We start from the raw sequence: 23871 nt of genomic DNA, 5'->3' as shown, positions 1-23871 counted from the left end.
GGAATGATTGACGAAAGTATGGACAAAGAGCAAATGGCTTTGCCTCCTCAACCTTGGGAATTTCGTTCTAAACCGGCTTGGCAACGATTGATTATTATGTTGGGTGGAGTTTTGGTGAATTTCGTCTTGGCTTTTATCATTTATATTGGTATGGCCTATGCGTATGGCGATAGCTTTATCAATAATGACTCTTTGAAGGATGGTATTTGGGTTACAAGTCCTGTAGTAGAAAATGCGGGAATCAAAACTGGAGACCGAATCGTATCGATTGATGGAAAAAAAGTAGAACGGTTTATTCCTTCTATTTCTTTGGATATTTTAACCTCAAAAGTGGTGGTGGTCGAGCGCGAAGGAACAGAAAAGACAATCAATATGCCTGTGAATTTTATCGGTAATTTTTTAGATTCTGATAAAAAAGGTGTGATTACACTCAGAATGCCATTTGTTGTTGGTGATGTATCTGATACCTCCAAAAACAAAGCGCAATTAAAAGCAAAGGACATTATCGTTTCACTAAATGGAATCACAGTAAAATATTTTGATCAAGCGGCAGCAATTTTGAATGCTAATAAAGGCATAAAAATCCCTGCGGTAGTGTTGCGAAACCTAAAAGAAACCCCTATTACAGTTGAAGTAAACAACGAAGGTAAGTTAGGAGTTGGTTTAGGTTCTTTGGCTAAAGACAATCTTGAAAAATTGGGATATTACAAAATCAGCCAAGAAAACTACAGCTTTTTTGAATCGATTCCGATAGGGATCCAAAAAGGAAAAGATCAATTAGTAGGTTACGGCAAGCAACTGAAAATGATTTTCAATCCTAATACTGGTGCCTATAAAGGCGTAGGCGGTTTTGCAGCCATTTATAATGTTTTTCCTAGCAGTTGGAGTTGGGAAGTGTTCTGGAACATCACTGCTTTGTTATCGATTATGCTTGGTGTGATGAATTTATTGCCAATTCCAGCTCTTGATGGAGGTCACGTGATGTTTTTATTATACGAAATTATTAGTGGCCGAAAACCAAGCGACAAGTTCCTAGAGAACGCCCAAATGGTTGGTTTCTTTCTACTTATCACTTTGTTATTGTTTGCCAACGGAAACGATATTTACAAAGCAATCGTAGGGAAATAATTTTTTTTAATATTTTTTGTAAATTTATTTGCGAAAACTAAATTTAGCCTTATATTTGCAACCGCTTAAACGAACAACTATTGTCAGTTAAAGCAGCCCAAAACGTTCATACGCAATTAAGTTAATAATAATACAGTTTCCTTCTTAGCTCAGTTGGTTAGAGCATCTGACTGTTAATCAGAGGGTCCTTGGTTCGAGCCCAAGAGAGGGAGCATAAGCAGAAAGGGTTTACAGAGATGTAAGCCCTTTCTTGTTTTTAATTTGCATCCAGTTTGCATCCAAAACTTTTACTTTCCCTTATTTTTAACTGCAATTTCCATTACTTTTTTCGTTTACCTAATTACGATTTATAATTAGTCAAATTCTCTATATCTAAGATTCTTTTCCATTATTAACAAATCTTAACGACAACCAATTCTTACGCTTTTTAAAAAAGTGTTGTGCATTTTTTTATATATTAGCATCGTGAAAATGAATCACAACATATAACTAATAGCGTTTTGCTACTTCTTGTCTTGAAAACCGACCAAGTATTAAATGGAACAAGGAAGTATAGTAAGCCGCCTCAGTCGAGGCGTAGGCTTTACATATACTTTGTTCCAAGCACCTTGGTCGGGCTTTCAAGGCAAGTGTGTCGTAATTGTCCTACGCCTTTAGTTTTCTAAAAAAAATAAACCTCATTAGGACTTGGGGACAAAAAAATTATGAAAACTATTTTTAAAAGACTGTCTGTTCTAACCATTGCTTTTTTATTTTTTAATTGTTCGTCAGATTCGACAACACCTTGCGTTCCCATTTCGTGCTTAAATGGAGGAACTTCTACTCCAGATTGCGGATGTGATTGTCCACAAGGCTATAGTGGTACAAATTGTAGTACAGTTGTTCAACCTTCAAAAGTCATCATCACTAAGGTAGTGGTTAAATCATTCCCAAATACTAATTCTCAAGGCTTTCTCTGGGATGGGACAAATGATGCAGATATTTATATTAAAATTAACAGTGGCACAACAGTTATATATAACCATCCTTCTTTTTTTTCAAATGCTCTCGGTGGAAGTAATTTAAATTATCAATTTAGTTTAAATCCTAATTTGCAGATTACAAATGTTAATTCACCACTAATATTTTCTCTATGGGATTACGACACGGGAGATATTCCTTCAAATGCTGATGATAATATGGCATCAGCTGCTTTTTTACCTTTTAATGGAACATCTTTTCCAAGTGTTGTTACAGTAACTGACCCAACAAGCCCAACCACTTTTGAATTAACCCTTTCTTATGTTTGGTAATTATCAAAAAGTGCACTTTTAATTAAGTGCACTTTTTTATTTAAAATAAATCAACTTATTATGAAAACAAAACTATCTCTTACAATAGTCTTTTTGTTTGGAATGTTTTTTCAAACTAAAACAAATGCACAAGATTTGACACTAATTGCCAAACCTCGTTCAGCCGATGTAAAAAATTTATCTATAATTGATTCACTACAAATTTATTCTCAATTAAAAACAGCAAATAAAAAAACCACATTAGGACAGACAGAATTGCCATATCCAATAATTTTTATTCACGGATTAAATTCAAATTCAAAGGTTTGGATTGACTTGGGTTTACAGTTAGTAAACGAAGGTTTAAGTTTTGGAGGTAGAATTGATTTTTCTCTAAATGACGATAATAATAATTCGACTTCAAACAAAAATATATATCCGACTGCTGGAGCAGATATTGCATTATTTACAAATTCTGCCACTGATTTATCAGTCGGAGATTTTTACTTTTTAAATTTTGACATTAATAATAATGGAGAATTATATACAAGCGATGACGGAAGTCCGTTTAATGATATGCTAAGTAACGAAGCTTCTATAGTAAAACAAGGAATTGCGTTGAAATACGCAATACAAATTGTTCTACAAAAAACTGGAAGAGATAAGGTTATTATTATGGGGCATAGTATGGGTGGTTTATGTGGGAGAGAATATTTACAAAACCCATCTATTTGGACTGAACCAAATGTAAACCATCACGTTGCAAAATTAATTACGACTGGAACTCCTCACGGAGGATATACTGGGACTAATGTTTCATTAACTGGAATAGATTCAAGTTCAGAGGCATATCGAGATTTGAGAAAAGAATATACTTGGAGCGGAAGTGTTGGGGCATATTTGTATGGTGGAATTGAAAATCAAACAAATATCGACAATAGTGCTTTTAGTGACTTTTATAATGTTGATGTAAATTGTAACGGAATAAATGGTGATAACACTATGATTGTTGGATTAAATCAAAAAACATTACCAGCAACATTAGATTACTCTTACATAGTTGGAATCTGCACTAATTGTCAATTGCTTCAAGGGTTAACTATTGAGGGAGATGGAATAGTAAGACGTGAAAATGCCAATTTAAACAATTTTTACAACTTGCCTACTCCAGTTAATGAGTTTATTTATACAGCAGCCCAAATTGGAGCAAAAGGATTACATTCAGAATTACCACAAGCTATACCAGTAAATTTTCAAGGATTAGATGAGCCAAATTTTTTTAACCTTGCTTATCAACTTACAATTGGAAATACTTATAAGGGTTTTATTACACCGCAGTCAATTGCAAGTATAAATGATTATGATGATTATAAATTTTTAGTAAATATGAATAATCAAGTTAATTTATTAGTTAATAATACGCTTTCATTTTCTATTTATGCAAGAATATTTGACTCAAATTATAATCAAGTAGGGCAAACTTTAACAATTAATAGTGGTTCTAATAATTTTTCACAAAGCTTACCTATTGGATTGTATTATTTACAGATTTATGGAGCACCAACATCAACAAGTTACTTAAATCCATATACTTTTTCTTTATCAAATACACTCTCCAACCCAGATTTCACTTCTGACAATTCATTAAAAATATTCCCAAACCCAACAACTTCAAAAGTATTCTTCGATAACTCAATCGAGAAGTTTGAAACAGCAACTGTAGTGAATTATTTAGGGCAAGTAGTAAGTGAAACTAAATTCGATTCATTTACAACAAATCAAGAGATAGATTTGAGTTCCTTTACAGCTGGTGTTTATTTAGTCAAGTTTACCAATAACGATAAATCAATTACCCAAAAAATAGTAAAAGAATAAAGACCAAAGGCTACTCAAAAAGTAGTCTTTTTTTTTGATAAAGATTAAATATTTTATCGTGATAAATCACTTACATTTGTATCAAACCAGTAAAGTTATATGCCGAACGATTTAGAAGCAAAATCTCGTGTAAAAATTAACAAACTGCTAGAAGAAGCGGGTTGGAGATTTTTTGATGGGGAAGAAGGGAAAGCAAATATCCATTTAGAAAGCCATATTAAGTTTGATGATTTAGGCGAAGATTTTGAAAAAATTAAAGGCGGTTTTATTGATTTTCTTCTTTTGGATGACAATCAGAATCCTTTAGTTGTATTAGAAGCGAAAAGCGAAAAAATCGAACCTCTATTTGCAAAGGAACAAGCACGTAGATATGCCATTGCTCAAAAGGCACAATACATTATTTTGTCTAATGGGAATATTCATTATTTCTGGAACTTAGAACAAGGAAATCCAGAACGCATAAGTGCCTTCCCAAGATTAGAGTCTTTAAAAAAATATAAGGAATACAATCCAGAACCAGATAAGCTAATTAATTATCCACTTACTGATGGGTTTATTGCAGAAACTCAATTATATAACTACCAAGATTTCCCAGAATATCAAAACGAAGATACAAGAGCTGATTTTATCAAAAATAAATCGATTCGATTTCTACGTTATTACCAATTAAATGCCGTTAAAAGTATTCAAGAAAGCGTAAAAGAGGGTAACAAACGTTTTCTTTTGGAAATGGCAACTGGAACTGGTAAGACCCTAACTTCTGCCGCTATTGTAAAATTATTTCATAAAACTGGAAACTCTCGAAGAACTCTTTTTTTAGTTGACCGTTTAGAGTTGGAAGAACAAGCAAGAAAAGACTTTAAGAACTATCTTGGCAATGATTACATTACGGTCGTTTACAAAGAGAACAAAAATGATTGGAAGAAAGCAGATGTAGTTGTAACAACTATACAATCGCTTTTAATTAATGATAAATACAAGAAATACTTTTCGCCAACTGATTTTGATTTGGTTGTTGGTGATGAAATTCATCGCCTCATTGGTGGAGGAAATAGCCGTGCTTTATTGGAATATTTTTTGGGTTACAAATTGGGATTAACTGCTACACCAAAAGACTATCTTAAAAACATCGATACTGAAAACTTTGACGACCCAAGAGAAATGGAGCGTAGAATGTTATTAGATTCCTATACTACTTTTGGTTGCCCAAGCGGAACACCAACATTTAGATATACCCTCGTTGATGGAGCAAGGGATAAAATATTAGTTCAACCCACCGTAATTGATGCCAGAACCGAAGTTACAACCAAATTATTATCCCAAGAGGGATATAGTGTTTTGGTTAATGCTATTAATGAAAATGGCGAGGAAGTTTCGGAAGAGTTTATCTATAAGCAATCACAGTTTGAGAAAAAATTTTTCTCCGATGAAACTAATGCACTGTTTGTAAAAACATTTTTAGATAATGGTTTAACCGACCCAATTACTGGTGAATTTGGAAAGGCATTAATATTTGCGGTAAGTCAAAAACACGCTGGTAAACTCACGCAACTTCTTAATGAATATGCCGATAAAAAATGGGCAAAAAAATACAGAAGCGACTTTGCAGTTCAAGTTACTTCATCAGTAATGGATAGCCAACAAATGACTGTTGATTATAGTAATGACAAGTTATTGGGATTTAGTCAATGGGCATCAGATAATGATGTGCTAATCGATTATAAAACAAGTCGCACACGAGTTTGTGTTACAGTTGGAATGATGACTACTGGATGGGATTGTCCAAATATTTTAAATCTTGGTTTAATGCGACCTATTTATTCGCCATCGGAATTTATTCAGATTAAAGGTCGAGGAACTCGAATTTATAATTTTGAACATAAATACAAAGATGGTAACGAAGTTGAGGTTATCACTATAAAGAAAGAAACGTTTAAATTGTTTGATTTTTTCGCAATTTGTGAATACTTTGAAGAAAAGTTTGATTACGACCAAGTTTTAAAATTAGCTTCATTGATTCCAAGTTCTTCTGCTATGCCAGAAACAACCACAAAACCAAAAAAAGATGGTTATAATTTTGAAGATGAAGATGCCATTTTAACTTTTCAAGAAAATAAAATTGGTTTTGAAGGAATGAAAGTGGACAGAATGTTATTCCAACAATTTGAGGAAAACATTAAAAATGACCAAGACATTATAGATGCTATTGGTATTGGCAATATGGATTCTGCAACTGCATTAACCATTGAGAAATATATCAATCAAGCTGATAATGAGTTCACGCTGGAGAAACTTCGTAAGGCATTAAAAATAGACCGTAAAATATCGGTTAGAGAAATATTGGATTTAATTTTTAATGGGAATGAAATTAAAAGCAAGGATGTTTTGATTCGTGATGAGTTTGATAAATTCCTTTCAACGATAGATGTATCAGACATATTAGATATAGAGGCTTTACGTTATTTCTTCATAGCATATATTTCAGACCCAACTGTAAGGTCAATAATTGATAACCACGATTACCCAGCATTAAACTACAATCCAACACTAAATAAGGAAGATTTTATTAGAGTTGATGCACGAATGAGAGACGTTATACCAACGTACATTAAAACCTATATCCGAATGGATAAATTTATAGCCGCTTAAAAATATGTTAGATTCTATTACAAAAAAAAACATTGATAATTGTCGTGATATTTTAGTTGGAAAAGTTCCAGACCCAAAATCTCAAATAGAACAAATTACTCTTGCCCTTATCTATAAATTTATGGATGATATGGATAGAGAAGCAGTTGAGGTTTTCAAGGGAAATGCCAAGTTCTTTAGTGGCGATTATTCAAAATACAGTTGGAGAAAATTATTTGACCCTTCTTTAAGTGGGAAAGAAATGCTTGACTTATATAGTGATGCTTTGGAGAAACTTCAAACTAATCCGAACATTCCAGAATTGTTTAGGAACATTTTCAAAAACGCCTATTTGCCTTATCGTGACCCAGCAACATTAAAATTATTTTTAAAGCACATCGGTGAATTTGAATACAGCCACAGTGAAAAATTAGGAGATGCTTTTGAGTATTTGTTAAGCGTTATGGGAAGTCAAGGAGATGCTGGACAATTTAGAACGCCTCGACACGTAATTGATTTTATTACCGCTTGTTTAAACCCACAAAAACACGAAACAGTAAATGACCCAGCTTGTGGAACTGCTGGTTTCTTATTGAGTGCCTACAAACATATTTTAAATACCAATACCGACAAGCGATTAGGAGATAAACTAACGCCAGATGACAGAACCAAATTGGCACAAAATTTTGTTGGTTATGACATTAGTCCAGATATGGTTCGATTGTCATTAGCCAATATGTATTTGCACGGATTTTCCACCCCACAAGTATATGAATACGATACATTAAGTAGTGAGGATAGATGGGATGAAACCTTTGATGTAATTTTAGCCAATCCACCATTTATGACCCCAAAGGGCGGAATTAGACCGCACAAAAAATTTGGTGTACAAGCTAATAAAGCAGAGGTTTTGTTTACCGATTACATAGCGGAACATTTGAACAAAAACGGACGTGCTGGAATTGTAGTGCCAAATGGAATTGTCGCTACAACGCAAACTGCTTATAAGCAATTACGCAAGATGTTAGTTGATGATAGCTTGATTGCAGTTATTTCTTTACCAGCTGGATGTTTTAACCCTTATAGCGGAGTTAAAACCAGTATTTTGATGCTTGATAAATCATTATCAAAGAAAAACGACCACATACTTTTTATTAAAGTTGAAAATGATGGATTTGATTTAGGTGCTCAACGCAGAGAACACGACAAAAACGATTTACCATTAGCGTTAGAAGCATTTAATGCCTACAAAGAAAGTTTAAGTTCTGGTAAATCATTTGATGAAGAAAAATATAGTAGTATTTGTACATTAGTTGAAAAAGATAAAATAGTTACAAATAAAGATATTATTTTAAATGCGGAAAGATATTTCGTAAATGAAAATTCAGCAAATCAAGGGTTTGAATTATGCAAGGTTTCTGATTTAATTGAATTTGTTAGGGGAGTAACTTATTCTAAAAACGATGAAGTGTCGGAATTTGGAATTGAAATATTTAGGGCAAACAATATATCAATTGATGGTTCACTTAATTTGGAAGATATTAAACTTATTGATAATAAATGTAAAGTCAAATCATCTCAAAAATTATATAAAAATGATATTTTAATATGTACAGCAAGTGGTAGTGAGGCACATATTGGAAAAGTTGCATTTATTAATAAAGATTTAGATTCTTATTTCGGTGGATTTATGGCCGTGATAAGAACAAAAGCTAATTTAAATTCAAGATATTTATTTGAGTTATTAAAAATTGATAAATTTAGAAATCACTTAAAAAGACAAATATCAAGTACAAATATTAGAAATTTAAAATCAGAAGTATTTGAAACATTTGATATCCCACTACCGCCTCTTGTATTACAAGAGCAGATAGTAAAGGAAATTGAGGGTTATCAAAAAATTATTGATGGTGCAAAAATGGTAGTTGATAATTATAAACCTACCATAAGCATAAAGCCAGAATGGGAAATTGTGGAGTTGGGAAAAGTTTTTAAATTATCAAGCGGTAATTTTTTGCCAACTAAAAATAAAGTTATTGGAGAACACAATGTTTATGGCGGTAATGGCATAAACGGTACTCACAATGAATATTTTTTAGAAGAACCAACATTAGTAATTGGTAGAGTTGGTGAATATTGTGGTGCAGTTCATATTACTACCCCTAAATCTTGGGTAACAGATAACTGTTTATATGTTACAAATTATTTAGAAAATTTGAATCAAGTATATTTAAAATATGCTCTAATTCACGCCAACCTTAATCAGTACGCAAAGGTAGGAGGTCAACCTTCTGTATCGCAAGGAAGCATCTATGAGGTTAAAATACCGCTTCCGCCTAATGAAGAACAAAATGAAATTGTTAAAAGAATTGAACAAGAGCAACAGTTAGTATCGTCAAGTAAACAACTAATAGCTATTTTTGAGCAAAAGATAAAAGTTAAAATCAATGAGGTTTGGGGTGTAAAGGAGGAGTTTTAATTCATAACTTGAAATTAAACCAATTTCAACTTTTTATATTTTGAATTTAAAGCTGAAGCAAAAGGAAAAATAATTAGAAATGAAAAATCAAGAAATATTTGAATATATAGTTACCTCATTAGATTTTATTGGCAAGTGGAGGGAAAATTCTACATTAGAAGAATTTGAAAATGACTTAATGTTAATGGATGCTATTTCGTATCGATTGTATAGCATTGGCATCATCGCTGAAAATATAAATATTTCAAAGTTTGAAAAGGAAGAAGTAATTGTTGTTAATCAATTAATTGAATTTAAGATTATATTTTCTAATCCTAATTACAAAATTAGTTTATTGAGCAATTTGATATTTAGTGATAAATTAGGGGAACTTTTTGGTTTTATATTTAATATGATTGTTGAGAAATTTGAACCAAAATCTAAATTAGAATTGACAAAAGAAAATAAGTTGTCGAGAGATTACAAATATCCTATAACAACAAGTAATTCAATTTGGACTGTTAAAAAGCGGTAATTCATAACCAAACAATCGTTCGATTGTTTGCCCCCATATTTCTGGGGGAGGTTGAGGTAGTTTTAGTTTGTACCCATTTATTTTACAGCATTTTCTTTACCTTATAAATTGTTGCTCTTGTTTTTTGTGTTAGTCTCGAAATATCTGAAACTTTCATTTTTGATTGCAGACAAGTTACGATGTCACTATGTTTTTTTAAAACTTTACTTCTGTCATCAGTAGTGCCTTTTTTTCTTCCGACGTACACTGCATTTTTTTTTGCAGCATCAATTCCACCTCTACACCTCTCTCTAATTATTTGTCTTTCGTGTTCAGCCAGTGTACCGAGCAAACTAATCATCAAATCAAAAAATGGACTTGTATTGTCCATTCCTAAATTATCAATACTTAACTTATAATTGTTTTGTTTGAAAAATTGAATTGTTGTCAAAATATCAAGTGTTGACCTTCCAATTCTATCGACACTCAAAATATGTGTTTCCGTTTGAGGATTTATTTTTAGATACTCAAGCAGCCTTTTTGCTTGAGGTCTATCCATAAAGCTAATTGCCCCAGAACATTTATCAATAAACGCAATTTCTCCTTTAACCAATTGGCGGGATTCATTTTGCCCTTCTGTGCTGATTCTTCCGTAGGTTATTCGGCTCATATTGTATATTTTTAGGTTACTAACTTATTTTTTAACTAATTGGTTGTTTTGCGCTGAAAACAGAAAATTTATATTGTATCGTTTTAAGGTATAGTCTAATTTTTGCCATTTTAGAGTAGAGATTAGGTTTTTATTGGAAACACGATAATACAGTGCCACTTTGGTAATTTTAATTTCTTCTTCTTTAGACAATGAATTATTATTTAGAGTAATTTATTGATATAGAATATTTTTTATTGAAATGGCGGTCAACTTTGCGTAACTTGATAAATTGGTTACTGGCAATACATCGACCGCAACAACTTTCCTTAATTTAAATCCAATACCTACTGGATAGATTTCAAAAACTGGAATTTTCCTTTCTAAAGCTTGTCTTATTTCATAATACGAACTTCTACTAATTGTTCCATTATAGGCACTAACAACCATAAAATCAACTGTATCTATTAATTGTTGGTATTGATTATAAACAGACATTTTCTTGAATACCAAGTGTATGTTGGGTGCAATAACAAAGCAATTATATAGCTTACTAATAAAGTCATATTCTTTAACTTCTTTTGGGGTGTTAAATGTCTTTGAGCTGTGACTATAATAGCCGAGTAATGGTTTATTCATATTTATTGTTTTTTTAAAGTTTGGGATAATGTTTTAAGGTTTCCTATTGTATAATTGAAAGCTTTGGACGCAAATCCAATAGCAAGTATTACTCCCACAACAGTAGTTGCAATGCTAACATATTTAATGTATTTACTATTTTTAATTTCACTCTGTAAATGTTTGCTAATATCAAACACGAAATCAATTTTCTTCTCTTCTTTCATTTTTATTGTTTAAATAAATTATTGTTATTAATCCTATTGATAGCCCAATGTAAATGGCTCTTCTTAATGCTTTGTTTTCATTCTTTAACAAAACACTAGTTTCTATTCCAGCAAGGTCTATATTAGCTTCTGGTATAGCTATTATTTTATATAAATCGGTATTCAGCATATCTTTGTTATTTTATAATTATCATCGTCGATTCTTTCATATGAGACTTCGTAAACGGAGTAGCAGTAGTTGTTGGATAATTTACTCACAGATAAGTGCGTAAAAACACTGAAAGAAAATCCCCTTCCCAATAAAAATTCTTTGTGAACTGTTGTTTCATATTCTCCATCCAAAACGTCAATCAATATTCTAAAGTTTAACAGCAACTGTTTGTTGATGAAGCTTAATCTCTTTCTTAATTGATTGTTTATTTGGTTATGAAACAATATTCGATTTTCTTTTGATGCGAATATTTGGTTCTGTCTTGTTGGTATAAATGATTGACCGCTGTAATAGCAAGTCCGAATTTCATTATTAATTGCCATATTAATTAGTTTAAAGTTTTTTTAATGTTCACTACCGCTGGTGCAAAATCATTTGAATTTTGCGGGTTTTGTATCATTTTGTTTAATCTTATTTCTTTATATTTTCTTGATCGTGCAAACACCCTTTTATTTAGTCCCAGTTCTACTATTTCTTTTGGTATATAGTAGTTCATTTTTTTATTATTGTTTTCCACTAACTCTCCGTGTACTCTTTGAGCGTTAAATGTTCTTTTAAGGTGTTGAGGTAGTTTTTTTCCTTTGATGTTTATATAAGGAATACTTACAACTATGTGGTGGTGCACTCCGCCATTCTTTCCAATATCTACCAGTCTTATATAACCAAGTAGTTCCGACCCATTTTCTTTTAAGGCCTTTTTGAGTGCAAAAAAGAACCTATCTAACTTATCGCTCTCATTGTAATCAATTACGTATTCTATAAGTGTATATCTTCTTCTACAAGCATAGGTTTGAAAAAAATCTTTTATCTTAATTTCGCGGTGGTACTTTAATACTTCAAGGTCTGTAAATCTTACCCACCTCTGATTAGTTTCATCCTCATATAATTTGACACTGGTTGCTTTACGTATGGATTTTATTTCTATGTTTGTCCTTCTCGAAAAAGGATATGTAAAAATGTGTTTCATAAATATATTTTATTTGATTTTTTTAGTGCTTTTTACTGGTGCAAAGTCAATTTCTTGGATAACTTTAGCTCTTCCGCTATTATTCCATTCTATAATTTCATTTTTGCTAAAAATCAATGGCTTACCCCTTTTCTTACAAGGCATCTCCATTCTACTCACTTTGGTATGAATAGTTGATATTGGTATTTTTAAATTTTCTGAAACCCAATTTATATCTACATTGTCAGTTTCTAAAATTGCACTTTGATTTTTAATGGGGGGTTGCAACGATTTCAGTTGCTCTTGAATCAGTTCGATAAATTCACTTGTAGTGAGTGCGTAAAGGGGGGTTGACAAATTCATAATTCTACGTGTTTTTCTTGTAAAATTACCTTGTTATCTGTGAGAGGTATTTGTAGTTCGTATTTGCTCGTATTTACGATAAATTAAAATACTGATAAACAGTGCTTTAAATAAAAAATGAAGTTTTAAAAATTATTTTATGCTCGTATTTTAAAAATAGAAACGATTTCTATTATTATTTGTTCTTTTGTCTTTTTATTTGATGCTTTGGAAATTTCTTCAATACGAAGTATGTCTCTCCCATCTATTGTAAAACATCTAAGTGTGGTGTTGAAAAAATTACGTTTTGAACTAAATTCACTTTTTAAATTAATCAAAAAAAGTTTTAATTCAAACTTTGAACCAATCCAATCTACTTTTTCATTATTTGGAATTTCTTCCCCAGAAAAAATTTTTTGAAATCTTCCAACTGAAGTTTCGGTTGCAACAAGTTGATTATCTTTTAATTTTTTTAAAACTCTAAGAAATATATCAGTCTTACATGATTTTTTAAATGTAAAAGATTGCTGACCTTTAAACTCAATGTCTTTAATTGGCGTATTATTTAAATAAGCAAATCTTTCAAATAAAACTTTACCAGCGTTTTCTATTTTTCGATTATAATCCTCATCCACTAATCCCATCTTAAAATTGTGGTTTTTTACTACCGAAAATAAAGACAATAGGTGCTGGTTTAGATTTTTTAATGCCAGTTGCTCCTTTTTTATTTTAGAATTGTCGTAAGGACCTAATGCTTTAACAAGTTTAGATTGAGCTAAACTTCCCAAATCTGGAATTATTTCACCGTCAACTTCAATCAAATGATTATCAAAATCTAATAATAAATCAAGGAAATTCTCTAGCGTTAAGTTAAGCGTTTTTAATGCTTTATTATAGTCCTCCAGTTCTCTTGGTAAAAGTGAATTTAGAATAAAACTTTGATAAAATTCTGCAAATTGATTTTCCATTTGATTTCTATTTGAAGGTCATTATACTACTTGATATGTCCTTCATTGTCTCTGCGGTGAAACCCGAGTAATATCCTTCTGTAACTTTCATAGATGAATGACCCAAACATTCTTGTGCCTCAACTTTAGAACCTCTTGCTCTTATCAACATTGTTGCAAAAGAATGTCGTGCCCACAATGCAGATATATCATTATCTAATCCAACTGAAACTGCTAATTTTTTGATGTGCTGACTAATAAATTTATTAAAGGCATCTATTGCACTTCTTTGCTGCTCTGCTGTCATCTTATCAGAAATTTTACCAAATACAAAATCCCTTTTAACAGTTGATTTTATGGAATACTTCATTAATATTTCTTTTGCTTCATCATTTAAATGAATGACAATAGGTCGAATGTTGCTTCTTTTGTTCTTCTTGGTTTTTGCTCTGTTAAATTGAAGTAAATCATTATTAATGTTTTCATTACGTAATAGGCAAATATCCTTTACATTCATACCATAGCATATATATGAAAAAAACCAGAAATCTTTTGCAATCTCTTGCTCCTTTGTAAGCGGTGTTGCATTATATAAAATGTCTAATTGCTCTTTAGTTAATGCTTTTTTAACTTTTGAACTTGAAGGAATAACGTATTTACCTTTTCCAAATGGGTAAAAATTTTCAGTGATTATACTATTTTCTATTGCTATATTAAAAATAGCTCTTAAAGGACGTGTATATGAACCAACAGTAGAAATAGAACCCAATTTAACCTCTAAAAAATACTTTTCAAAATCGTATATATATTGAACGCTAATACTTCTAAAATCTAATTTATCTGGCTGCTTAATTTTTTTATATTCTTGGAATTTGACTAAAGCATTTTTGCTGCACTCATAATTACTTGCGGTTTTAATTGCACCATCATTTTTAAGTTTTTGAATGTATAAGTCATATTGATAAAAGACGTCAGAATCTTTACTTTTTGTGGCGTACAATTTTTTTTCAAAAACTTCAAAATTAAATGGAACAATTTTAGCAGCAACATCAATTGCTTTCTTTTTTACTAACGTCAGCTCTTCTCTTTTGTTTGTTATAGCTTTTTTTTCTCGCCCTACCTTTTCTGGAAAAAATATTTCAATATACTCTGCTTCGCTATATTCATATTTTGTAGGAAAGTATTTTTGCTTTTTAGGGTATCTTTGAGAGACACAAATTTTCAATGGAAATTTTCCATTAGTTTTAATTCTTCTCTTATCAAGAGATAAGATAATAGAAACTTCATCTTTCATAATAAATACATTTGCAGCTAATTTGCAACCAAAACTACAAATAATAACTTAAAATAACAAAATAAAATATATAAGTATTTTTCAATATACTGATTTACAATGCTTTTACAAACATTATCAAAATATATAATAATATATATTTCTGACTGTTAATCAGAGGGTCCTTGGTTCGAGCCCAAGAGAGGGAGCAAGAGTGAACAGGAGGTCAGAAACGACCTCCTTTTCTTTTTTATTTTTTTCCAAAACCTTGCCGGCATTGATTAAAACCTCAATTGGAATTGTATATTTCGGTGTTGCAGCTTTTCCATTCTCAAAATGAACTTTTTCTGAAAAGATGCAGCTCAATATCTGTTTCTTAGTTCTACCATCCACTTTTTTATATAATGATGTTAAATCTTCCAAAGCAGGAACGTGTCTATTCAAGTACTCTTTGTATGGTGAGTATTCCTCATTCAAATCTTTAAGGGTATGTTCTTTTTCAAACACCTTTACATCAAGACCCGTCTTCAATTCATTATAATCAAGGGACGATATTTTACCATCCATATATTCGTCTTGGATATGTGTTTTCCTTTGTTTAAGACGTTGAATTTCGTCTTTAGTAGTTTGTATTAACTGACTTCTGTTTGAGTCCTCTGATTGAAAAATTCGTTCTAAAATTGAACGATACGATTTAATAATTCTTGCCGAGAATTGAACCACTCCAAGTAATCGTTCAATTTCACTATGTGCGTGGTCAATAGGATAACGAGGACATAGGTTTTTTGTACAAACGTAATAATGGTAAATTTGACCATTCCGACTTCTCGAACCATAGGCCGAAAGTGACCTCCCGTGAATTGGACAAACCAAATGACCTTTTAACGGGTATAAGTCAGCCTTATCGTCTTTGAATTTCATTTTACGTTTTCTACCATTCAAGACATCGTTGGCTGCCGCAAATAATTCATCAGTAATCAAAGCGGGATGAAGACCTTGGACGATTTGTTCAGGTTCTCCTCTGAATTCTTTAACCCTGATTTTGCCAGTGTAAGTGACGTTTCGTATAATACCAAGAAATGTGTTTTTTGAAATAGACATCCCTTTTGAGTTTAACCATCGTCTAATTTCATCTGCACTATAAGTTCCACTAGCCATTTTCTCAAACGCTTCTTTCATCAGTGGTGCTTCTGAATTAAATTCAAGTGTAGATTTTGTGTCAAGTCTAAAATTTTTATATCCCTTTGGAGCAACCCCTGTAAAGCAGCCAGATGTTCTTGCCTTGTGTGAACCTTCACAGGAGCGGCGAGAAATTTTAGAATTCTCAACCTGTGGTAGCGCAAAACCTATCGCTTGGAGTAAAAGTGCATCAGGACTTGAAGTGTCAACCTGTCCCTCAAGAAATTCAATTGAACATCCTAATTCTAACAACTTAGCAGTTTCTGTAAAGGATAAAATTAGGTTACGTGAATAGCGGTCGGGTCTAAGAATTATGATGGAATCTATCGGTAAAGACGTTTTTCGATAGGACTTGATGAGTGTTAATATTTTTTTCCACTCAGGACGGTCAAAATTTTTAGCTGAATAATCTTCCCGAAAACACTCAATTACATTATAGTTTTTCATCTTACAATGACGTAAGATTGTTTCTTCTTGAAAATCTATAGAGTGACCAAGTGCTTGTTCATCGGTTGACACTCTGCTGTACACGAATACGTTCTTCATATTAGGCTGCATCTTTAAATGAATGGCTAATGTCGATAATTGATTTTGAATTGCCTTCGCACAAGGACTTTTTCTCCTCTAAATAAAGGTTATATTCAATACGTGCCAGTTTGTCCAACAGAACCCATATTTCAAGGCTCTGTTGGTCTGTTAAATTATACCCATCTAAACTTATTTGGGTCTTTAATTGGGATGGATTCATATCTTATGCTGCTTGTTGTAATTCAGTTTCATTTCTTTCTCCTAATACCATATTCATTCTCTTATTACAGAATTCAACTGATACAGGGTCTATGTCAACACCAATTGCGTTACATCCTTTGCGGGCAAAAACCTCAAGTCCCTGACCGGCACCACAATGTATATCGATGCAGGTCATACCTGGCAATGTGTATGAGTCTACAAATCGTTCATAAACAGCCATGGGAGCTGGTGCGTCGTGGGTAAATTCAGGGTCGTATTTTTTGTATTCGGAATCATTAACTACAGGAGTAATAATGACATTTGAGACAACAGTTTCTTCGTCTTGGACAAAATATCTCTCTGAACCGTCTTTTGCTTTGTGACTTTTCTTAACCATTTTTTTCCCTTCTTTAGTTTTTTTCATTTCGGGATTGAAATTTACTTCCGCACCTTTCATTTTACACACCAATATAGTTTCATCCACAGTTCTGAAAAAGTCTTTTAATATTACAGGGGTAGAGTTACTTTTTATCCAAGGACATTTTCCAATCACTTCAAGACCTGCTTCAAGCAACATCATCTCGTATTGAGTAATAATACTTTTATATCCACCAGCATAAGACTCCCCAATTATAATTACGACAACTCCGTTTTCATCCATAATATCCATAAGCGCATCGATGAATTTCCTGCTGTTTTCAAGATATTCTTGAAGTGTAGGTTCTTGACCATATTCCATCTCGCCTTGGTTTCGATATTCCTTCATTCCCCAATATGTCGGTGAGAAGGCTGCAAACTGAGGTCTGTACTTTTTTAAGTTTGATAAGTCCACACTACTTTGTTCAAAAACCTTAAACCAAACGTCTGTGTTTAATGCTTCAATTTTTCTTTTATTTCTAGCTTCTTTCTTACCGTCCTTATCTCTGCTACTTAACATTAATCTATACGCCGCATCAATTTTGTAGGTGCCGTTATCAATACCTTCAATTAAACCAAGACTGTTATCGGTTTTCTCATAATCATGAACTGCCATTAACTTTCTTAACGTTCTTCCTGAAAATTCAAGTCCTGATTGCATACAAGCAATTTCAAATCTATCTCTACCTGCGGTTCCAAATTCATCCTCATCATTTATGTTGTTCATCCCAAGTATGTCATTTCTTTTTCCTTGGTTATTCCCCATTAAGTTCAACATGTGTTCGATGTTCATACATTTTTCAGATAGATGAACCTTTGTCTTCAGATTATACGTAATACGTGTGTCCAAAATTTCTGAATCGGGAATGTTAAGAACATTACAATTAAGAGCGTCAATATTACCTGCTTCGATTGCTGCGTAGTATCGACAACCTCCATCGATAATGTAATAGACTCCATTTCTCAACACTACAATCACATTTGTCTTTTGACCGAAGTTTTTCATTGAGAATGTCATGAATTGGTTTGGTTGGTACTGTTTAATCTTCAATACCAATGGGTGAATTTGTAATTCACTTAATTTCACTTTAGTTGTTTCCATTTTTTAGTTATTTAAAGTTAAAAATTTATGTCTTTTTTAATTGGATAATTATTTTTGGTACAATTTTTTGTGTTAAAAAAAATGGAGGTTTAATTCCATTTTTTAAGTAATTTATACTTGTTATAATAAGACGATGTTGCCATCATTGTCAAAACCAATTTCACCACCATCTCTATCTAAATCAAAATGGTATTGGTCCCACATACGTTCAAGTATATCCTCTTCAATTGAATCTAACAAATGAGTAGGGATTTTTCCATTTGGTGCCACTTTACTCTCAGGACCAATATTTTTAGAAAACCATCTTACGAGTTTATTATCATCACCGAACCAAAATGCCCGCATTACAATGTATCGCTCCCCCGTTTTTTTATTAACGTTATAAGTTTTATATAAACGTAAATTAAAGATTAGCATCATCTTTAATATTCTTAATTTATACACTTCTATTGCATGATATATATCTATAGGTGTCAAGCGATTACCTTTATTGTCAAAAATCTCATCTTCGCAGCAAATAAATTTTTTGAACTCATCTACAACCTCATCATATTCCAAATGAACATCATCCCAAAACCTACTACTTCTAATTGTTTTAGGTTTATTCTCATCCAAAAATAATTCAACATTGAAAACGGGTTTCCAAGATTTGCTAAAATGTGGTATCTGCATTATTGTGTATTTGTAAATTGTACCGCAAAATTATGTACAATATTTTAATCCACAAAATTTTTTTACAACTTTTTGAAAATTCGTCAAGAAGTTAATTATTTCGAAGAAAGTAATTCGCCCCAAATCTCCTCAACATCTACATCTAAAGTAGTCATGGGGTCTTGGATTACTTTAACACTAACGCCGGGCTCTATCCCTGTAATTGAATTTAAACTTTCCTTCAAAATTGGGGTAACTACTTCACAATATTGTTCTTCAATTAGAATCGAATCATGTATAGTCAGATACGGAACATCAGGGAGTCGTTCATTTACCGCTTTGCAACCAATACGTAAAAACAAATAAGATTCTGACCTTTGCATCAAAATAGCAATCGTAGACTTCAACTTTTTAAAATTATTTAAACTTTCAATAAACAAATTAATATTCGGGAAATAGCTTTTGAAATTTTGAATTAAGGAGATATGATTTCTCGTCCTTAAATTCTGAAGGTTTAGTAATAACATTACATTATCCTTCACCTTTTGTGTTTCAAAATCTCCATTTAAAAAAGTGTTATTTAGATGAGGATAAAAACCTTCTTCAAAGGGTAAACTTCGATAAGATTGAATTTCAAGACAATTATCCAACCCGCCAGACATAAAGTACTTCGGGAAACCTTTTTTATTATTATATAGGGAATTTCCAATAAGAGAAGTAATATCAGTAGTAGATTTAGAAACAATGTAATTAAGTTGATTATATAATTGAGGATAAATTCTAATTAAACTAAAATCAATATTGGAATCACCACTGAAGAAACTATTAGTAAGAATAGAACCCAGCACATACGGTTGAGAACTTTTCAAATCTACTTCCACTAATTTATTCCCATTGATTCTAAGATAGTACCGAAGTTCTCTGTTGAGTCTTGTGATAACGGAATTAAGTCTATGATTACTTTTAGATACAGAAGGTCTGAATCTCTTTTTTTGAATAGCACGAATCTTGGAGTTCATTTCCTTAATGGTGTAATTAACTCTTTTTGTCATTTCGTCTTTGTCTCCATCATATTTAGCAACTTTTTCAAGTAGTACTGATTTAAGTTTAATTACATAATCAAATGCACCATCATCAATTGTAATATCAGATTCGTATTTATCAAGGAGAAATTGGTACGTTGATTTGAATTCCTCATATTTCTTAATTCCTTCCGTTTCAAATCTTAATAATCTTCTCTCAGCATTTGGACCTATTGAAACATGTTTCTCTCCTGGGTTTAAAAATAGTTCTTCATTTAACTTATAACGCATTGATGAGATACCCGGCTGATATTCCGGTATCTCTATTAAAATGGCACCTGATGAATGAGAATTTACATCCATAAGAAGACTTTTAACCTTTCCAAATCTGTTTCTTATGATTTTGTTAATCTCTACATTATTAATGGATTTAAACCCTTCAAAACCACTTGTTGCCTTAATGTAATCTTTAGATGGGAAAAGAAAAGAGAGAACCACATAAGTGGCGTCAATTAGTTCATTTTTGTAACTGTCTTTACCCTCGATTTTGGAGAATAATTGTTCGTAATCAATGTTGGATGGGATTCTAATTTGTTTCGAATTTTGTTTCATATTTTTGCTTTTAAAAAAATATATACTTTAAAATCGACAAAACGAAATCTGCTCCAAATTTTATTTTTTGTCGTACTTCTTAGGAAGGTTTTAGTAATTTTTTGTCGTACCGAACACACCTATAATTTGAATCCCTGTTTCATGTGAAATTTAAGATGTAAGTATCACCGGCACAAATAATCATCTTATTTAATGATTGCATTTATCTATAGAGATATTGACACTCTCGTAAAGTAGAAGAAGTTTTTATAAAAGATTTAATCCGATTGCAGACTTACGAACTTTCAGCACGGTATTAGTGGATTTTTTTGTTAGCCCTGCTACTTGCCTTATTGATAAATTCCTCTTTAATAATTTTAAAATATCAGAATGCTTTTGAATTGTCTCCTCTTCAGTTTCAATAGACCCGGCTTTGCGGCCGACAGCTTTTGACCCTTGGGAGTCAATTAAAGAGCGATATCCGGATTGCAAACGGCTGAGCGTTAATTGACTCTCCATGCTTGCTACTGAAAATAAAATCTGAACCATGAACAAAGATAAACCGTTAGGAGTTTTATCCTCATTCAATGTCTCCAAGTTGAAATTCTTTATGTAGATAGAAACTTTCTTATCGGTCAGCAATTGTATATTTTGGAGAGATTGGACGACATTACGGCCTATGCGACTCAACTCCCAAACTAAAACTTTATCAATTTTTTGACTTTTAAGGTCATCCAACATTCTAGAAAAAATTGGTCTCTCATTATTTTTCTTGAATCCACTTACTTTTTCCTCATAAACCCAAACAAGTTCATATCCCATTGTATTTGCGTATTCAACAAGTTCGTTTGTTTGTCTTTCTGTGTCCTGACGGCTCCCTTCAGAAGACACCCTTGAATAAATTACTGCTCGTGTCATAGTGTATCAATTAAATCCTTTGGATTTTGTTGAGGCTAACATACAGCGGAAAACCAATAAGTAGGCGCGTGTTTTTTATATTTTTTTGAGACAGTAATTAAATTGAGACGATTTAAAATATTATTTCAAAAGAAGTTAAAATGGATTGTTGGTTTAGCGCAAATACGCATGGACCTGAAACGAAAACTTAATCCGCAAATGCCCCCCTCCTCCCTTCTCTCCTGAAGCCTCTCCTTCCTCCCGTATCTGACCTTATATTCTGAGTATCTGAGGTCTTAGAACACACTATAGAGGTCTCCGCGAAATTTCCCAATTTTTTGACAGAAATTTGACTTTTTTTGAAATTGCCGATTAAAATTTTTCTATTTTTTTGACAGAAATGAGAAAGGTGTCAATTGACACCTTATCTATTATTAACCTCCTTTAAATTTGTGGGAACATCAATCTAATTCTACCAACTATCACTTTTCTTAACAGTAGCAGTAATACTTTCAACTAAGGATTTGTTTAAGTCATTAAAATAAACTGGCACTTCATTTATGTATCTATAATATGTTTTAGGGGTGCCATCTTTTTTATATATGAACTTGTCTAAGTATTCTTTATCAACATTTTTATTAAAAAGTGTATTTGGAGTCCAACCACCACTTGAATATTGACTTGGGCTAATGTAATTTTCCATACTTATCAAATCAAATTTATATTTCCCCTCCTTAATTGAAATTTCAATTTGGTATTTTGTGTCAAAGTAGAATTTCCCGCCAAGAATTGCTCCTTTATCAGAAAAAATATTGATTTTGCTTCGAGAATATTATACAATTTGCAAACCTAAAATATGGCTTTTTGAAGGTCAAAATGTAGGAGAACAATATTCTGAACAAAGTTTACAAAGTGTTTTAAAACAAGCCCTTCAAAAAGTTGGAAACACAAAACCAGTAACACTGCATTGGTTGCGGCATAGTTACGCTACACATTTACTCGAAAGCGGTACCGATTTGCGTTATATTCAAGAATTATTAGGACATAGTAGTAGTAAAACAACTGAAATTTACACCCACGTTAGTACGAAAAGCATTCAACAAATAAAAAGTCCGTTTGACGATTTATAAAGAAAAAATTATACATTTGAATCACAATAAAGTATGACGTTTGTCATACCAATCTACTAATAAATGGGTGGCTTTGTATGATTTTGTCATACATATATACAAGTTATCGGCTATTCTAACAGCGACCGTACAAACTTCAACAGAAGTACAACAAATAGAAAATAATTTGTAACTTTGACCGTTTTTAAAAGAGAATGACAAAAAAGTTTCACATATTACTCGTCATCTTGACACTTGGTTTCTTTGCGACGCCAACGCTGACTTATGCTTGTGGAACAAAATCAACAAAAACAGAAAAATCTTGTTGCAAAAAATCAGAAACCGAAAAAAATAGCAAAAAAGACTGTTGCAAAAATCATAAGTCTAAAAGCGACAAAGACAAAAATAGTTGTAACGGAAAATGCAATAATTCAAATTGCAGTTGCCCAACAAATCATTGTTCTTTTGCATTACCATTTTGGACTGAAACAAAAGTAAAAACCTACTTTGCTGAAAGCAAAAAAATAAAAAATTACTACAACGAAAACTATCTTTCTGATGGTTTTAAATCCATTTGGACACCGCCTAATATAGGCTAATTTCTTACCTTGACACCAGAGGTCTGTCTAATCGAAAGCAAAAACATTGCTTTCAAAATCAATTATTTATCAAAGTTTAAATTTTCAAAAAATGAAATCAATAAAAATATTGATGGCAATATCTGTATTGCTATCGTTCACAGCGTGTAACGCTCAAATCAAAAACGCTAAAACCGAAAGCGTAAAAATATACGGTAATTGTGGTATGTGTGAAACAACCATTGAAAAAGCAGGAAATAAGAGTAAAGTTGTCAAAGTAGATTGGAATAAGGACACCAAAATGGCAACCATCACTTACGATGCAAAGCTAACCAATCCAGACGAAATCTTGAAACGCATAGCATTGAGTGGTTATGATAGCGAAAAATTTCTTGCCCCAAATGATGTGTATGCAAAATTGCCTGATTGTTGCCAGTACGAAAGAAAAGCACAAACAGTTGCAAAAGTTGAAACACCAAAAACGGAGGTGAAAGAAGACCATTCGACAC

General features: G+C 32.1%; 23 protein-coding genes and 1 tRNA gene. 10 read left to right on the top strand and 14 right to left on the bottom strand.

Features of this window, described 5'->3' with window-relative positions:
- The 7 genes from ACIQ1E_RS08580 to ACIQ1E_RS08550 form a co-directional block, all read left to right on the top strand.
- Positions 1-1128 (top strand): site-2 protease family protein (locus tag ACIQ1E_RS08580; protein ID WP_396170527.1); only part of this gene is annotated, 1128 nt, incomplete at its 5' end.
- A gap of 138 nt (positions 1129-1266) precedes the next feature.
- Positions 1267-1340 (top strand) — tRNA-Asn (locus tag ACIQ1E_RS08575).
- A 492-nt stretch (positions 1341-1832) separates the two neighbouring features.
- A complete protein-coding gene (locus tag ACIQ1E_RS08570; protein ID WP_396170526.1) occupies positions 1833-2420 on the top strand; it encodes a hypothetical protein in 588 nt (195 codons plus the stop codon).
- A gap of 60 nt (positions 2421-2480) precedes the next feature.
- Positions 2481-4274, top strand: coding sequence for an alpha/beta fold hydrolase (locus ACIQ1E_RS08565; protein WP_396170524.1), 1794 nt, complete (start codon positions 2481-2483; stop codon positions 4272-4274).
- A 99-nt stretch (positions 4275-4373) separates the two neighbouring features.
- A complete protein-coding gene (locus ACIQ1E_RS08560; RefSeq protein ID WP_396170523.1) occupies positions 4374-6923 on the top strand; it encodes a DEAD/DEAH box helicase family protein in 2550 nt (849 codons plus the stop codon).
- A 4-nt stretch (positions 6924-6927) separates the two neighbouring features.
- Entirely contained in the window at positions 6928-9381 is a 2454-nt protein-coding gene (locus tag ACIQ1E_RS08555) for an N-6 DNA methylase (RefSeq protein ID WP_396170521.1), read from the top strand.
- 79 nt (positions 9382-9460) lie between these two features.
- Entirely contained in the window at positions 9461-9895 is a 435-nt protein-coding gene (locus ACIQ1E_RS08550) for a hypothetical protein (protein WP_396170519.1), read from the top strand.
- 82 nt (positions 9896-9977) lie between these two features.
- Here ACIQ1E_RS08550 and ACIQ1E_RS08545 read toward each other — a convergent pair whose 3' ends face one another.
- The 14 genes from ACIQ1E_RS08545 to ACIQ1E_RS08480 form a co-directional block, all read right to left on the bottom strand.
- Positions 9978-10544, bottom strand: a complete 567-nt coding sequence (locus tag ACIQ1E_RS08545) for a recombinase family protein (RefSeq protein WP_396170517.1) — start codon at positions 10542-10544, stop codon at positions 9978-9980.
- Between the two features lie 213 nt (positions 10545-10757).
- The gene (locus ACIQ1E_RS08540) at positions 10758-11162 is read right to left on the bottom strand and encodes a hypothetical protein (protein WP_396170516.1); all 405 of its coding nucleotides are present in this window, start codon (positions 11160-11162) and stop codon (positions 10758-10760) included.
- Between the two features lie 2 nt (positions 11163-11164).
- Complete coding sequence (locus tag ACIQ1E_RS08535) at positions 11165-11368, bottom strand: hypothetical protein (protein WP_396170514.1); 204 nt, start codon at positions 11366-11368, stop codon at positions 11165-11167.
- Entirely contained in the window at positions 11346-11537 is a 192-nt protein-coding gene (locus ACIQ1E_RS08530) for a hypothetical protein (RefSeq protein ID WP_396170513.1), read from the bottom strand. Before ACIQ1E_RS08530 ends, ACIQ1E_RS08535 begins: the two co-directional genes overlap by 23 nt.
- 370 nt (positions 11538-11907) lie before the next feature.
- The gene (locus ACIQ1E_RS08525; RefSeq protein WP_396170511.1) at positions 11908-12546 is read right to left on the bottom strand and encodes a hypothetical protein; all 639 of its coding nucleotides are present in this window, start codon (positions 12544-12546) and stop codon (positions 11908-11910) included.
- Positions 12547-12555: 9 nt separating this feature from the next.
- Positions 12556-12888, bottom strand: a complete 333-nt coding sequence (locus ACIQ1E_RS08520; protein WP_396170509.1) for a hypothetical protein — start codon at positions 12886-12888, stop codon at positions 12556-12558.
- A gap of 137 nt (positions 12889-13025) precedes the next feature.
- Positions 13026-13835: a hypothetical protein gene (locus ACIQ1E_RS08515; protein WP_396170508.1), complete on the bottom strand. Its 810-nt coding sequence runs from the start codon at positions 13833-13835 to the stop codon at positions 13026-13028.
- A gap of 7 nt (positions 13836-13842) precedes the next feature.
- Positions 13843-15108 (bottom strand): tyrosine-type recombinase/integrase, encoded by a 1266-nt coding sequence (locus tag ACIQ1E_RS08510; protein ID WP_396170506.1) that lies wholly within the window; start codon positions 15106-15108, stop codon positions 13843-13845.
- Positions 15109-15261: 153 nt separating this feature from the next.
- Entirely contained in the window at positions 15262-16812 is a 1551-nt protein-coding gene (locus tag ACIQ1E_RS08505; protein WP_396170504.1) for a recombinase family protein, read from the bottom strand.
- Between the two features lie 205 nt (positions 16813-17017).
- Positions 17018-18514: a DNA methyltransferase gene (locus ACIQ1E_RS08500; RefSeq protein WP_396170502.1), complete on the bottom strand. Its 1497-nt coding sequence runs from the start codon at positions 18512-18514 to the stop codon at positions 17018-17020.
- A 120-nt stretch (positions 18515-18634) separates the two neighbouring features.
- Complete coding sequence (locus tag ACIQ1E_RS08495) at positions 18635-19186, bottom strand: hypothetical protein (protein ID WP_396170499.1); 552 nt, start codon at positions 19184-19186, stop codon at positions 18635-18637.
- Positions 19187-19281: 95 nt separating this feature from the next.
- Positions 19282-20799 (bottom strand): hypothetical protein, encoded by a 1518-nt coding sequence (locus tag ACIQ1E_RS08490; protein WP_396170498.1) that lies wholly within the window; start codon positions 20797-20799, stop codon positions 19282-19284.
- Between the two features lie 246 nt (positions 20800-21045).
- On the bottom strand, positions 21046-21696 hold the full coding sequence (locus tag ACIQ1E_RS08485) for a recombinase family protein (protein ID WP_396170496.1): 651 nt from the start codon (positions 21694-21696) through the stop codon (positions 21046-21048).
- 451 nt (positions 21697-22147) lie between these two features.
- On the bottom strand, positions 22148-22378 hold the full coding sequence (locus ACIQ1E_RS08480; protein WP_396170494.1) for a hypothetical protein: 231 nt from the start codon (positions 22376-22378) through the stop codon (positions 22148-22150).
- A gap of 85 nt (positions 22379-22463) precedes the next feature.
- On the opposite strand from ACIQ1E_RS08480, the gene ACIQ1E_RS08475 reads away from it, so the two are divergent.
- From ACIQ1E_RS08475 to ACIQ1E_RS08465, 3 genes are all read left to right on the top strand, one after another.
- On the top strand, positions 22464-22805 hold the full coding sequence (locus ACIQ1E_RS08475) for a tyrosine-type recombinase/integrase (protein ID WP_396170529.1): 342 nt from the start codon (positions 22464-22466) through the stop codon (positions 22803-22805).
- Between the two features lie 194 nt (positions 22806-22999).
- Positions 23000-23383 (top strand): hypothetical protein, encoded by a 384-nt coding sequence (locus tag ACIQ1E_RS08470; RefSeq protein WP_396170493.1) that lies wholly within the window; start codon positions 23000-23002, stop codon positions 23381-23383.
- Positions 23384-23474: 91 nt separating this feature from the next.
- Positions 23475-23871: heavy-metal-associated domain-containing protein (locus ACIQ1E_RS08465; protein ID WP_396170491.1), on the top strand; the 397-nt coding region annotated here is incomplete at its 3' end.

This window comes from Flavobacterium sp., from assembly GCF_044348915.1.
Classification (GTDB): domain Bacteria; phylum Bacteroidota; class Bacteroidia; order Flavobacteriales; family Flavobacteriaceae; genus Flavobacterium.
Note: the sequence above shows the minus strand (reverse complement) of the source record. Positions and strands in the feature narration are given on the sequence as shown.

What these genes read in the sequence shown, in the direction of transcription:
- ACIQ1E_RS08570 (WP_396170526.1), top strand. Translation starts at nt 1,833, where the DNA reads ATGAAAACTATTTTTAAAAGACTGTCTGTTCTAACCATTGCTTTTTTA.
- ACIQ1E_RS08565 (WP_396170524.1), top strand. Translation starts at nt 2,481, where the DNA reads ATGAAAACAAAACTATCTCTTACAATAGTCTTTTTGTTTGGAATGTTT.
- ACIQ1E_RS08560 (WP_396170523.1), top strand. Translation starts at nt 4,374, where the DNA reads ATGCCGAACGATTTAGAAGCAAAATCTCGTGTAAAAATTAACAAACTG.
- ACIQ1E_RS08555 (WP_396170521.1), top strand. Translation starts at nt 6,928, where the DNA reads ATGTTAGATTCTATTACAAAAAAAAACATTGATAATTGTCGTGATATT.
- ACIQ1E_RS08550 (WP_396170519.1), top strand. Translation starts at nt 9,461, where the DNA reads ATGAAAAATCAAGAAATATTTGAATATATAGTTACCTCATTAGATTTT.
- ACIQ1E_RS08545 (WP_396170517.1), bottom strand. Translation starts at nt 10,544, where the DNA reads ATGAGCCGAATAACCTACGGAAGAATCAGCACAGAAGGGCAAAATGAA.
- ACIQ1E_RS08540 (WP_396170516.1), bottom strand. Translation starts at nt 11,162, where the DNA reads ATGAATAAACCATTACTCGGCTATTATAGTCACAGCTCAAAGACATTT.
- ACIQ1E_RS08535 (WP_396170514.1), bottom strand. Translation starts at nt 11,368, where the DNA reads ATGAAAGAAGAGAAGAAAATTGATTTCGTGTTTGATATTAGCAAACAT.
- ACIQ1E_RS08530 (WP_396170513.1), bottom strand. Translation starts at nt 11,537, where the DNA reads ATGCTGAATACCGATTTATATAAAATAATAGCTATACCAGAAGCTAAT.
- ACIQ1E_RS08525 (WP_396170511.1), bottom strand. Translation starts at nt 12,546, where the DNA reads ATGAAACACATTTTTACATATCCTTTTTCGAGAAGGACAAACATAGAA.
- ACIQ1E_RS08520 (WP_396170509.1), bottom strand. Translation starts at nt 12,888, where the DNA reads ATGAATTTGTCAACCCCCCTTTACGCACTCACTACAAGTGAATTTATC.
- ACIQ1E_RS08515 (WP_396170508.1), bottom strand. Translation starts at nt 13,835, where the DNA reads ATGGAAAATCAATTTGCAGAATTTTATCAAAGTTTTATTCTAAATTCA.
- ACIQ1E_RS08510 (WP_396170506.1), bottom strand. Translation starts at nt 15,108, where the DNA reads ATGAAAGATGAAGTTTCTATTATCTTATCTCTTGATAAGAGAAGAATT.
- ACIQ1E_RS08505 (WP_396170504.1), bottom strand. Translation starts at nt 16,812, where the DNA reads ATGAAGAACGTATTCGTGTACAGCAGAGTGTCAACCGATGAACAAGCA.
- ACIQ1E_RS08500 (WP_396170502.1), bottom strand. Translation starts at nt 18,514, where the DNA reads ATGGAAACAACTAAAGTGAAATTAAGTGAATTACAAATTCACCCATTG.
- ACIQ1E_RS08495 (WP_396170499.1), bottom strand. Translation starts at nt 19,186, where the DNA reads ATGCAGATACCACATTTTAGCAAATCTTGGAAACCCGTTTTCAATGTT.
- ACIQ1E_RS08490 (WP_396170498.1), bottom strand. Translation starts at nt 20,799, where the DNA reads ATGAAACAAAATTCGAAACAAATTAGAATCCCATCCAACATTGATTAC.
- ACIQ1E_RS08485 (WP_396170496.1), bottom strand. Translation starts at nt 21,696, where the DNA reads ATGACACGAGCAGTAATTTATTCAAGGGTGTCTTCTGAAGGGAGCCGT.
- ACIQ1E_RS08480 (WP_396170494.1), bottom strand. Translation starts at nt 22,378, where the DNA reads ATGGAAAATTACATTAGCCCAAGTCAATATTCAAGTGGTGGTTGGACT.
- ACIQ1E_RS08470 (WP_396170493.1), top strand. Translation starts at nt 23,000, where the DNA reads ATGACAAAAAAGTTTCACATATTACTCGTCATCTTGACACTTGGTTTC.